The sequence below is a fragment of the Microcoleus sp. F10-B2 genome (genome assembly GCF_036704965.1).
Classification (GTDB): domain Bacteria; phylum Cyanobacteriota; class Cyanobacteriia; order Cyanobacteriales; family Microcoleaceae; genus Microcoleus.
Map to the genome: position 1 here is coordinate 45,041 of NZ_JAUBTB010000052.1, position 12,284 is coordinate 57,324.

Annotated in this window: 7 protein-coding genes, 2 pseudogenes and 1 CRISPR repeat array; of the genes and pseudogenes, 3 read left to right on the top strand and 6 right to left on the bottom strand. The window is 45.8% G+C overall.

From position 1 onward, the window contains the following. Nucleotides 1-54: 54 nt before the first annotated feature. The 5 genes from QUA99_RS20180 to QUA99_RS20200 all read right to left on the bottom strand — a co-directional run bounded on the left by QUA99_RS20180 (nt 55) and on the right by QUA99_RS20200 (nt 5,838). A complete protein-coding gene (locus tag QUA99_RS20180) occupies nt 55-1,608 on the bottom strand; it encodes a PAS domain-containing sensor histidine kinase (protein ID WP_333236188.1) in 1,554 nt (517 codons plus the stop codon). Beyond that, a complete protein-coding gene (locus QUA99_RS20185; RefSeq protein ID WP_333236190.1) occupies nt 1,605-2,141 on the bottom strand; it encodes a Rab family GTPase in 537 nt (178 codons plus the stop codon). The genes QUA99_RS20180 and QUA99_RS20185 overlap by 4 nt, the downstream gene beginning before the upstream one ends. A gap of 2 nt (nt 2,142-2,143) precedes the next feature. Further along, nucleotides 2,144-4,843: an OmpA family protein gene (locus QUA99_RS20190; RefSeq protein ID WP_333236193.1), complete on the bottom strand. Its 2,700-nt coding sequence runs from the start codon at nt 4,841-4,843 to the stop codon at nt 2,144-2,146. A 6-nt stretch (nt 4,844-4,849) separates the two neighbouring features. Then, nucleotides 4,850-5,458: a hypothetical protein gene (locus QUA99_RS20195; protein ID WP_333236195.1), complete on the bottom strand. Its 609-nt coding sequence runs from the start codon at nt 5,456-5,458 to the stop codon at nt 4,850-4,852. Between the two features lie 170 nt (nt 5,459-5,628). Then, nucleotides 5,629-5,838, bottom strand: coding sequence for a hypothetical protein (locus QUA99_RS20200; protein ID WP_333236197.1), 210 nt, complete (start codon nt 5,836-5,838; stop codon nt 5,629-5,631). A 750-nt stretch (nt 5,839-6,588) separates the two neighbouring features. Between QUA99_RS20200 and alaS the strand changes: the two genes are divergently transcribed. The 3 genes and pseudogenes from alaS to QUA99_RS20215 form a co-directional block, all read left to right on the top strand. Continuing rightward, a complete protein-coding gene (gene alaS / locus QUA99_RS20205) occupies nt 6,589-9,285 on the top strand; it encodes an alanine--tRNA ligase (protein WP_333236199.1) in 2,697 nt (898 codons plus the stop codon). 401 nt (nt 9,286-9,686) lie between these two features. Further along, entirely contained in the window at nt 9,687-10,610 is a 924-nt protein-coding gene (locus QUA99_RS20210; RefSeq protein WP_333460401.1) for a tetratricopeptide repeat protein, read from the top strand. Nucleotides 10,611-10,712: 102 nt separating this feature from the next. After that, nucleotides 10,713-11,096: pseudogene (locus QUA99_RS20215) on the top strand (DHHA1 domain-containing protein); the annotation flags it as partial. Nucleotides 11,097-11,193: 97 nt separating this feature from the next. Here the strand turns inward: QUA99_RS20215 and QUA99_RS33210 are convergent. Beyond that, nucleotides 11,194-11,406 (bottom strand): annotated as a pseudogene (locus QUA99_RS33210) (hypothetical protein); the annotation flags it as partial. A gap of 257 nt (nt 11,407-11,663) precedes the next feature. Further along, a CRISPR array of direct repeats spans nt 11,664-12,132; the repeat unit is 36 nt; unit sequence GTTTCCGTCCCCTTGCGGGGAAGTGATTAACCAAAG. The last annotated feature ends 152 nt before the right edge of the window (nt 12,133-12,284 follow it).

The window sequence follows — 12,284 nt, forward strand, 5'->3', positions numbered from 1 at the left end:
TTGGTAGTATTGAATGCGCCCTCGGTTGTACCGAGTTATCTGAAATTAATCTATTTATCTCTGTTTGTAAAATGGAATTTTGACTACAAAGGTAGTGCCTAACCCTGTGTCGCTGGAAAATTCGATTTTACCTCCGTGCAAGTCTACACACAGCTTCACTATGGATAAACCCAGTCCTGTACCTGGTATTTTTCCGACATTTTGCGCTCGGTAATAAGATTCAAAGAGTTGTTCTTTGTCTTCGATGGGAATGCCAATGCCTGCGTCTTTAATTTGAAATTTAGCTTCTTCATTGTCACAATTTAATTCAAAATAAATATTGCTGTCGATCGGCGAATATTTGACAGCATTTGACAGCAAATTTGTCAAGATGTGCCGCAGCAATTTTGCATCGAGTGCGGGCCAGTGTTGCGTTTCCTCCGACTCGTTCTCTATTTTTTTTCCCGGCGCAACTAATTCTGGGCAAATAAAGTTAATTCTATGATTTTTTCCGTAACTAATTTTAATTGATTCTACTAACTCGCTGCAAAATTTTTGTAAGTCAACTGGTGCGGGATTGAATTCGAGTTTTCCGGCTTCGGCGCTGCTGAGCAACCGCATATCATCTAATAGCTGAGCCATGTGTTTAGATGCTGATTTAACGTGTTGGAGGTATTCTTTTTTTTCCGCGTGGGTAATTTCGTCGCCGTAGTCTTGGAGGATTTTAGTAGCAAATAATACTGTACTTAAAGGATTGCCGAATTCGTGAGCGAGCATTGAGAAAAAACGAGATTTTACCTGTCTGAGTTCTTGCTCTTTTGCCAAAGAGCGGCGAATTTCTATTTCTTGTTGCTTGCGTTCTGTGATGTCCCTGCCGATATAGATGAAATCGTAAAGTTCCTGTAATTCTGTCTGAATTGCCGAACAGGAAAATTCTACCCAAATTTCTTCTCCTGCTTTAGTAGTGCAGATTACTTGCAGTTCTCTGAGCAGCTCTTGATGAGACAAAATATAGCGGTGGCGAGCTTGGTAAAGTAATTTTTCTTCGACTACTATTATGGAGAGGGGGTGGCCGATCAATTCGGCTTCGCTGTACCCAAATAAGGATTTTGCTGATTGATTGACTGTTTTGATAGTTCCTAATGTTGTTGTCACCAACAAAGCATCGCCCATCGAACTAATAACTTTATCTATATAATCTTTAGAAGCGGCTAAGGCGCTCACCAAAAGATTAGCTTCATTCGCCCTTTGAATCAACGATTGCTTCATCACCATCTTTTCGGTGGCATCTTCAATCAAAATTAGCAATTTACTTGGCACATCTTCTTGTTCGCCTTCATGTTCAATAGCCAACATATCAAAGTATAAAGGGCGGTTGGGATCGGCAAATCGAGCGATACCTTTGAGTTCAAAACTCGGCAGCCGTCCCATAATGATAGACATGAGGATATTTTCTATGCCAATCAATTCGGGAAAACTGATGCGAGCATCTGCACCGGGTATGGCATCGACCGGAGTATCGGCATAATGGTGGAGTTCGGCGGAGGTTTCCTGAATAATGAAATTGTGATTTACTAACAAATACTCTGTTTGCCGTGGCTCCAACAGCTTTTTCAAAAGGGGGTTCATACTTGTTCTACCATTGTGTAAGCTAGTTTATAGAAGATTTCGTCAACGTCTTTGCCTGTTTTAGCAGATGTCGCGTAAACTGCTATTACTTTGTCTTGACCTATCGAATGGGATATTTCCACTAGCAGCGCCAATTTTTCCTCGTCAATCAAGTCTACTTTGTTCAAAGCGACGATTATTGACCCTTTAGGATTGACTGAAGAAAAAAGCTGAATGTGTTCGGAGATTCGCTCAACTGTTTCGGAGCGGCTGACATCGGCAACGATTAAAACGCCGCTAGCTCCCTGCAAGTAAGTCGGTGCTATTCCTTTGAATTTTGTATGCCCTTCTAAGTCCCAAATTAGCAACTGTGCAGTCACGTTTTCCCGCTGTTTTACGCCTTCTAATTCTACGCTTTTGCGGGAAATTTTTACTCCCACAGTGGACAGGTACTGGTCGCTGAATTGCCGATCGACAAAACGGCGGATCAGGCTGGTTTTGCCGACGCCAAAGTCGCCGATCATGCACATTTTTTTAGATATAGTAACTGACATAATTATTTACTGTTTGCGGTCTTGGTTGTTGGTTCAAATAGCACGCATCTGCTTAAAAGTAGCGGTTGATTGGGTTCCAAGCCGGGAGGAGGATTTGGGCTGCCGACCGTTTGGAGGCGCTTCGGGTCAGCACCTTGTCGCACTAAAGCATCTCGCACTGCTGCGGCACGCTTGAGCGACAACTGTTGATTTGTCACAACTTCTCCAGTTCGATCGCTGTGCCCAATTATCTTAATATGTTTTTGAGGATATCGAGCCATGAATTTTTTGACACTGGCGATGGTTTCTCCGTATGTAGAGTCTAATGTTGCCGTTCCTGGCTGGAAGTAGATGCGGGTTGTAATTTTAAGAGGCTCTAATTTAACTGTGCTAATCACCGATTGAACACCGGGAATTTGCTTCAGGGACTGAGCTATTTTCTGTGCATCTGCACCGTCTCTAACTGTACCCTCTACAGTCACTTTGCGGTCGCCGTACCGAGTAGAAATTAAAACGCCCTCTCTCTGGTTCAAAACAGCGGTAATCCGCTGCACCTCGGCCGCCGTCAAAACTGGATCTGGGGGGACATCTACAGCTATAATCCTATTATCTAATTGCAATTTCGGTGCAGTTGATGCGGCTATTTTTTCGGCTTGTGCCCGCAATTCTTGATTTGGCAACTTACCGGTTAGCTTTAAAGTTTTGCCATCAACTGCAACATCTAAGCGGTAAACTGCTAATTCGGGAGTGGATGCTAAAGCTGCGATGGCATTTGCTTCGAGGCGGCGCTCAACGCTGCTGCGGTACTGATAAATTCCCCAAGGTACTAAGATTAAGCTCAGGGCGGCTAAACTGATAACGGCTAGGGCGATCGGAGGTTTGGTTGATTTTTCCGTTTGCAGGGGGTCGAATAAAGTTTTTATGTACGGGTGCAGCGACTCGGGTATAGTACCGGGGTCGCCGTTAAACTCGTGAATTACTTTAGCGTAATTAAGGATGAGATTACTAACTGTTTGCCGCAGTTTGTTGATGAACGACTGTGGCGGTTCTCCTTTGATCACGACTGCCATGTAGCAATAACCCGCTACTTCTAGCAGGATTTTTGAGTCGCCGTATTCAATTTGATTGAGTTCGGAAACTTCTCCGGGCTGCACGATGCACTCGTTAACAAAGCTGCGAATAGCTGTGAGCATTCCTGCTACCATTTCTGATTCTAACTGGTAGCTTTCTGAATTTTGAAATTCGGAAATTATCAAGCCTGATGCTTTGTGAATTAAGAATGCTGCTTGGATGGTAAAGGGTACTGATTCTTTGAGGATTAATTCGGCTTCGGAGACTCCTTGTACTTTGGAGCGAATTTTGCGCTGAACTCCTTCGACGCTGAGGGCATTTGATACTTTTTCATTGATTGTCTTGATAGCTTCTGCCATGTATCTGGAAATAGTATTGCCAATTACGGGATAGAGGGCATCGACCATTGCGTCTCGTTCGAGTTCAATTTGGGCTGTAATCGCTTTGCCCATTTCCGGGGCGAGGGCCTGGGCGATCGACTCTTGGTCGAGGCGAATTTGCTCTTTAATTGCCAGACCGATTTCTGGGGCGATCGCCTTAGCAATATCCGCTGGCGAATTCACTATTTGTTGAGCAAGTGCCTCGGGAAGCAGCTCAGCTATTGCCGCACTCATTGCCGACTTGTTTTCCTGAGTTTTTGCCCTAATCACTTCGTCAATAATTGGCCCGATCGCCTTGACAACTTCTTCTCTGGAATCGGCAATTTTGCGGCTGAGAATTTCTGCGATCCAAGGCAACATCAACTGAATCAACTCTTGGGGATCGTAGATTTGGTGCTCCAATTTTCCTAATTTATCGTCGATTTTTGCCATCAGGTGGCGCACCCCCGGCAAGTCGTTTTCTGCCAGCAGATTTTTGACTTGCTCGATATCTGATATTTTTGAGCCGAAAATCAGATTTTGCAGCGTTTCCATCGCGCTGTCGGCTTGATTTAAGTCTTGTTTAATTTGACCTAATATTTCTGTCGGCTGTTCTAGTACGTTTGGGATTTCTATAGCCGAAGCCATCGCAGCATCTAAATATCCAGTTTCTGGTGGATTTGAGACTGGGGAAACTATGGGGTTATGGGGAATTACCGAGAATTTTGACTCTGTTTCGGGAGGGGAAACATCCTGTAAATGCCGATCGAACCGCTGGGATTTTTGAGCCTGTACTTCCTGTAGAGAATCTTCCATTGTCAAGTTAGACAATTCTTGGAGTGGCTCTGATTTCTCCTCCAAATCCGGCTGGGCGATCGCTGAAACATCTATAGTTTTAGCGGAGGAATAGTTTCTTTCGAGTTCTGAAATGTTGAGTTTTTGAGTAGCGAATAGCAAACTTTTGAACTTATCTTTAACATCCCAAGAATCGCCAGACTCAGGTTCGCGATCGCCAGTTTCGGGTACACTCGCTGCAACTTCCTCTTGCTTTTCTGAAGAAATACCTAACAAATCCATCAACCCGCCGAGATCCCCAGCTCGATCGTTTTCGCTGCTGCTGTCACCTTCGGGCTCTGCATTTTGCTGGTTTGAACCAGCAATAATTTTGAGATCGAGTAACAGATTCAGCAAGGGTTCTAGCTGGGTTGCTGCACCGGCAGCGGACTCGTCAGGTTGAGAAACAAAACCCTCTAACTCATCTTCGTCAGCCGGATTTTCTTTCGGTAAAGCCATGCGTTATTATCCGTGATTGTGGCGCTCCGGCAACAGAAATTCGGTATTTAACTTATTATCCGCAACGCCTTTAAGTTCGGGTACAAATTCTGTTCCTTTGAGCCTCATGCCAAGTTCAAACAGAATTTCTGCCATATCGTCTCTAGAAACTTTAACATCTCTGAGCATGGAAAAGCGGCGATCTAGTTCTTCAAAAACCTGTGTTTTCAAAGTGCGGGTTTCTTCAGATAGTCGCTCTCTGGTTTGGGAGAGTTCGTCGCGAAGCGAACTGGTTTGATTGTCTATAGCTTCGTCGAGGGCTTCCATGCTGCTGGAGAATTTGCGGTTAACGCGATCGACTTGCTGACGGATGTCTGCGCTTTCTTCTTGGGTGTTTGAGGTGAGCGATTTAACTTTCTTTTCTAACGAATCAACTGCAGCTCTCATTTCTCCTGAAAGAACTGTTTTTACTTGTTCGATGCGAGTTTGCATATCTTGCTGCATCATCGACAAGTCGGAATCTATTTTATCGAAGCGATTGTCGTATTCTCTAAGCTGCGCTCCGAAAATTATATCCCGGATCTGGTCGATATTTCCCAGCCGTTCGCGCATTTCTTCTTTAGTTATTTCTGCCATACTTGTACCTGGAATCTCCGGAAATTGTGAGTTTAAGAACTATGCTAGTGATTTACTACCGTTGTTGGTGGCACTAGCTTTTTTGAGTGGGCGGGCTTTTATTTTTTGAACTCTAACCCTTGCGTCGGGGATGGGATTTTTTAGGGTCTTGACTCTAAATATCCTGAGATTCAAATTTTTGAGCCTGGTCTTGTCACCAAAAATGGCGGTTGGCTATCCTTGGCTTGCAGCAAGCTCATAGAAGCGTAGATTTTGCTGCTATACAGCACAGCGGGGTAGGTTTTAATGTCTTGAGTGACATCCTCAATGATATCGCATCTTGACAGTGCCTCATACCACAGCGCTTGAGTTCCGGCAAAAAGCGGGCGGGCTTGCTCCACGTCCCATTATATATAATATATAACTCAAAAGCTGCACCGATCGCTCGCCCAGCGGCTCCGAGGGATGGATCTAGCCTTTGAGCAGAAAGCACTTATACAGTCGAACTCTGCCCCTCTCTCCCCCTTTTCCCTGTCCTGCTGCGATCGCCCTATAAAAATTCATAGGGCCCGATCGACAGCGACCAGACCCAATAATATGAGAGCTTTGTTTTTTCTAACAAACGAAATGTGTTTCCGGTGGAGAACTTTTACTTACTAGGGTGTACAACTTGTCCAGCTTTACTTTTAATCGCAACTACAACTAAGTCTGACTCGATTGCGGTTTGGCTTGACTGCTCGATCGGCAGTTCGCCACTATTCCAAGTTGTGTTCGGTTAATTTCTGCTGCGCCTGGGAATCTAGACCGGAGACACCATGTCTATATCCTCGAACTTTGTTTCTAAATATAGCGACCTCCTTTCTCTTCCTGTCCCGGTGTCTATTATTAAGTTAGCACGAGCTTTCCGAGCAGTAAAGCACAATTTGCAAAACTTGATAGCTCTTTACATTACTAAGTATAATGATATGAATATCCAAATAGATGTAAGTTAGCACTCACGCACTCGCCCACAAAGAAACCGGGTTTTTTCACCGAGATTGAGGATTTACAGCCCGTGTATTTTGGTTTAAAAACCCGGTTTCTGGACACCCGTGCAAAAGTCCTATAAATTCTATTGTTGCTACATCTTTACATACTTAACAGTTCTTGTCATGACTATTTCTCCTAAGTTTCTCAGTGGCAGCCAAATCCGCCAAACATTCCTCGACTTTTATGCCCAGCGGGGACATAAGATATTGCCGAGTGCTTCTTTGGTGCCCGAAGATCCGACAGTGTTGCTGACGATCGCCGGAATGCTGCAATTCAAGCCGATATTTCTCGGACAGCGCACCGCCGAATCACCGCGCGCCACGACTTCTCAAAAGTGCATCCGCACCAACGACATCGAAAACGTCGGCCGCACCGCCCGCCACCACACGTTTTTTGAGATGTTGGGCAACTTCAGTTTCGGGGATTATTTCAAGAAACAGGCGATCGCCTGGGCGTGGGAACTTTCCACGGAAGTTTTCGGCTTACCAGCATCCAATTTGGTTGTTAGCGTTTTCCGAGATGATGACGAAGCTTTTGCGATTTGGCGCGATGAAATTGGCATTCCGGGCGATCGGATTCAGCGCATGGGAGAAGATGACAATTTCTGGGAATCCGGCCCGACTGGCCCCTGCGGCCCGTGTTCGGAGATTTACTATGATTTCTACCCAGAGAGAGGCGACAAGATTGACCTCGAAGATGATACCAGGTTTATTGAATTCTACAACCTGGTTTTCATGCAGTACAATAAAGATGCAGAGGGCAATTTAACACCGCTGCAAAATCAAAATATTGATACTGGCTTGGGACTGGAACGGATGGCGCAAATCCTCCAGAAAGTCCCCAATAATTACGAAACAGATTTGATTTTTCCGATCGTGCAATCGGCAGCAAAAATTGCCGGGATTGATTACCACAATAGCGATGAGAAAGTCAAGGTTTCGCTGAAAGTAATTGGCGATCACATTCGGGCTGTGGTGCACATGATTGCGGACGAAATTCGCGCGTCGAATGTTGGTCGGGGTTACATTTTGCGCCGTTTGATTCGCCGCGTAGTGCGCCACGGGCGGCTGATTGGAATTCAGGGCGAATTTACGGTGCGGGTTGCTGAAAGTGCGATCGGCCTTTCGGAAGCAGCTTATCCGAATGTGCGGCGGCGGGAAGCTCAAATTAAGGCGGAATTGGCAAGGGAAGAGGCGCAGTTTCTCAAGACTTTGGAACGCGGAGAGAAGCTGCTGGAGGAAATTGTCAAAAAAGCTCTTGTGGAACAGGCGTCTCGCCTGTCGGTTTCTGGGGGCGGGCAAGATGCCCACCCCACAGTAGAGATTTCTGGTCAAGATGCTTTCACTCTTTACGATACCTACGGTTTCCCCTTAGAACTGACTCAAGAAATTGCTGAGGAACAGGGGATTTCTGTGGATTTGGAAGGATTTGAAAGGGCGATGAAGGAACAGCAAACTCGCGCTAAAGATGCTCGCCAAACAATCGATTTGACGGTGCAGGGTTCTTTGGATAAGTTGGCTGAAACTATCCAGGGAACTGAGTTTGTCGGTTATGCTGAATTGTCGAGTTTAGCTGAGGTGGAAGTTATCTTGGTTGACGGCAAATCTGTGGAAGAAGCAGCCGCAGGCACTGAGGTACAAGTTGTTTTGAACCAAACGCCGTTTTATGCAGAATCCGGCGGACAAATTGGGGATAAAGGTTATTTGAAAAGCGGAGATAATGGTGATGGTTTGTTGGTAAGAGTTGATGATGTGAAGAAGGAATCAGATTTCTTCGTGCATTTCGGCTTGGTGGAACGGGGAACCCTGAGAGTTGGCGATAGTATTACTGCGAAAATTGACAATAGCGGTCGCCGCCGAATTCAGGCTAACCACACAGCAACTCACTTATTACAATCAGCTTTGCGGAAAATTGTAGACGATTCGATTTCGCAAGCTGGTTCGCTGGTATCGTCAGAGAGATTGCGGTTTGATTTCAATTCTCCGCGCGCTGTCACAGCAGAAGAGTTGCAGAAAATTGAGGATTTAGTTAATAGTTGGATTGCTGAGGCGCACGCTGCGGTCGTTGCAGAAATGCCGATCGCCCTTGCGAGAGAAAAAGGCGCGACTGCGATGTTTGGCGAGAAGTACGGCGACGTGGTGCGGGTTATCGATTTTCCCGGCGTTTCGATGGAATTGTGCGGCGGGACTCACGTCAGCAATACCGCAGAAATCGGGCTGTTTAAGATTGTTTCCGAAGCGGGGGTAGCGGCGGGAACTCGCAGGATTGAAGCGGTTTCCGGTCAAGCTGTTTTGGACTATTTGAACGTGCGGGATAAGGTAGTGCGCGATTTGGGCGATCGATTTAAGGCGAAGCCTGAAGAATTGCCGAACCGGATTACTAATTTGCAGAATGAGTTGAAGGATACTCAGAAACATTTGGCTGCTGTGAAGTCGGAATTGGCGATCGCGAAATCCGACCAGTTGCTGAGTGCGGCTGAGGATGTCGGCGAATTCAAAATCATTGTAGCTCAATTGGGAGATGTGGATACAGAAGCGCTGAAAACTGCGGCGGAAAGATTGCAGCAAAAATTAGGAAATGCTGCGGTTGTTTTGGCCTCAATTCCTGAACCGGACAAGGTAAGTTTGGTGGCTGCTTTTAGTCCAGAAGTTAATAAGAAAGGATTGCAAGCTGGCAAGTTTATCGGGGGAATTGCTCAAATTTGCGGCGGAAAAGGCGGCGGGCGTCCGAATTTGGCGCAGGCTGGGGGACGCGATGCAAGTAAGTTGCAGTCAGCGCTGGAAAGTGCTCGCAGTTTGTTAGTTGAAGGGTTGGGTTAATTACTCGGATCGGGTGATTTCGGGGAAACTGTAGGGGCGGGTTTTACCAACCATAATTGCCAATTATCGACAATCTGATAAACCCGCCCCCACCCAACCATAAATTACAATGTACATGGTGCTCGTAGGGGCGGGTTCACCAACCATAATCGTCAATAATCGACAATCTCGAAAACCCGCCCCCACCCAACGAAAAATACCAACCTACATTTTCCGATGCGATGCAAATTCCAGGTTGATGTGAGTTATCGGTGGTGGAGGGCGGGTCGATCTAGATTGTTGGTATTCGTTAGATATGGTTGGTAAAACCCGCCCCCACAACATCTGGGTAAAGGTATTGTGCAAAAATCCCGGGTTTTTCCCCCCAACAAATGTAAAATATCTCAAACATAGGTAGTCCAATGAACGAAAAACAAATTTATCTCGTCCTGATCCAATCCCTCCTCAACTCCCCTGAAGACGAACAAATCGCTATCCTGCAAAACAATCTCGAACTAATCGACGATAAGTTCACCTCAGTTTTGCGCGAGTGGGCAACTCAAACTCTGGCAGAAATGGAGTCAGAGGCAGCTACAAACCTTACTATTAATATTATTATGTTCAGTAACTTGATTCAACAGTTTCCGCGGGGCAGCAAAAGCAGGAATATGGAAATTGCCATTGCCGGCTATGAGGTGGGACTGCAAATTTTTAAGCGAGATGCTTATGCCAAAAATTGGGCAGGTCTTCAAAATAATTTGGCGGCTGCTTACCGTAACAGAATCAAAGGAGAACGGGGTGAGAATATCGAACAGGCGATCGCCTTTTTTGAAGCAGCTTTACAAGTTTACACCCGCGCTGCTTTTCCGCAAGATTGGGCGATGACTCAAAATAATTTGGCAAATGCTTACCGTAACAGAATTAAAGGAGAACGGGGTGAGAATATCGAACAGGCGATCGCCTTTTTTGAAGCTGCTTTACAAGTTTACACCCGCGATGCTTTTCCGCAAGATTGGGCGATGATTCAAAATAATTTGGCAAATGCTTACTATAGCAGAATTAAGGGAGAACGGGGTGAGAATATCGAACAGGCGATCGCCTTTTATCAAGCAGCTAGTGAAATTTACACCCGCGCGGCTTTCCCGCAACAATGGGCTGGTACTCAAACTAATTTGGCAAATGCTTACAAAGATAGAATCAAAGGAGAACGGGGTGAGAATATCAAACAGGCGATCGCATTTTATCAAGCAGCTAGTGAAGTTTACACCCGCGATGCTTTTCCGCAAGATTGGGCGATGATTCAAAATAGTTTGGCGGCTGCTTACAGTGACAGAATCAAGGGATAGCGGGGTGAGAATGTAGAAAAGGCGATCGCATTTTTTGAAGCAGCTTTACAAGTTTATACCCGCCCTGCTTTCCCGCAAGATTGGGGGATGATTCAAAATAGTTTGGCGGCTGCTTGCAGTGACAGGCTCAAAGGTGAACGGGGTGAGGAGCTCGGCGAATTCAAAATCATTGTAGCTCAATTGGGAGATTTGGATGCAGAAGCGCTGAAAACTGCGGCCCAAAGATTGCAGCAAAAATTAGGAAATGCTGCGGTTGTTTTGGCATCAATTCCTGAACCGGATCAGGTAAGTTTGGTGGCTGCTTTTAGTCCCCAAGTCAATAAAAAAGGATTGCAAGCTGGCAAGTTTATCGGGGGAATTGCTCAAATTTGCGGCGGAAAAGGCGGCGGGCGACCGAATTTGGCGCAAGCTGGGGGACGCGATGCAAGTAAGTTGCAGTCAGCGTTGGAAAGTGCTCGCAATTTGTTAGTTGAAGGGTTGGGTTAATTACTCGGATCGGGTGATTTAGGGGAAACTGTAGATACTGTCTTGACCTGTAAAGGGGTAGCGTTCAAATAATTGGGGTCGAAAGCCTTTTGGGGTTTTAAAATCCCAAAAGCCCAATGTACCAACTTCCGATATCATTGCACCAATCACCTGCATTTTGACCTGGACACGACCCAATAATCGCACAGCGAGTCGCTTTCAGTAACGGGTTGCAGGGCATCGCCACTACCTCCGGCATATACAACGCCTTTTTTCGTCGGACGTTTCCGGTATCAGACAAACGAGTTTTGCCTTGAACCGAAGTTCCAGAACTCCGTTCGCGCTTGAGTTAGACCAGCATAGGCTGCTAATTGACGAGCATTATCGCAAGTTGATAATTAGCAGCCCGCGTCAAGGTGGGATCGACGCACTTACGTCATCCTAGCTGTCTGCAATCGATCGATTTCAAGATTTATTGTCGATTGCGGTTAAAAAGCATGACTGTCGAACGATCGCAGGCAACGAATTTTCAAGGGTTTGATTGCCTTCTTCGCCACCTTGACGCGGGCTGGTTGATAATGAGCTAGAGTTTCCGTCCCCTTGCGGGGAAGTGATTAACCAAAGCTACAACGGTTTATGGAAATTTGGGTGCTGACACAATTGGTTTCCGTCCCCTTGCGGGGAAGTGATTAACCAAAGTCGAGGAAACGATCATGGCTAACACAGTAAATGGTTTCCGTCCCCTTGCGGGGAAGTGATTAACCAAAGTTGTTCTTGGTGTTTCTGGCGCTTTTGCTCAAGAAGTTTCCGTCCCCTTGCGGGGAAGTGATTAACCAAAGAATTTGACACATCAAGGAGAAATCAAATCATGAAACGTTTCCGTCCCCTTGCGGGGAAGTGATTAACCAAAGGAGCTCAAGTAATAGACGGGAAAAGGTACTGGATATATTGTTTCCGTCCCCTTGCGGGGAAGTGATTAACCAAAGAGCCAATTTGCATAGTCAAGTTACCCCCCGGGAAAGTTTCCGTCCCCTTGCGGGGCAGTGATTAACCAAACCAAATTCTAACCCTCTTTTGTCACTCTAGGCAGATGAAAAATTAAAATCAGGGATGTTAAAGTTTTGAAAAATTGGACGAGTTAGATTATTGACAAGCATTTGAAGTTGAAAAAATCCTTCAGATAACTTAGGAATCGTAAAGACTTGTAAC

Excerpts from the sequence above, each read along its gene's own strand:
- alaS (WP_333236199.1), top strand. The coding sequence starts at position 6,589 with ATGACTATTTCTCCTAAGTTTCTCAGTGGCAGCCAAATCCGCCAAACA.
- QUA99_RS20195 (WP_333236195.1), bottom strand. The coding sequence starts at position 5,458 with ATGGCAGAAATAACTAAAGAAGAAATGCGCGAACGGCTGGGAAATATC.
- QUA99_RS20180 (WP_333236188.1), bottom strand. The coding sequence starts at position 1,608 with ATGAACCCCCTTTTGAAAAAGCTGTTGGAGCCACGGCAAACAGAGTAT.
- QUA99_RS20190 (WP_333236193.1), bottom strand. The coding sequence starts at position 4,843 with ATGGCTTTACCGAAAGAAAATCCGGCTGACGAAGATGAGTTAGAGGGT.
- QUA99_RS20210 (WP_333460401.1), top strand. The coding sequence starts at position 9,687 with ATGAACGAAAAACAAATTTATCTCGTCCTGATCCAATCCCTCCTCAAC.
- QUA99_RS20185 (WP_333236190.1), bottom strand. The coding sequence starts at position 2,141 with ATGTCAGTTACTATATCTAAAAAAATGTGCATGATCGGCGACTTTGGC.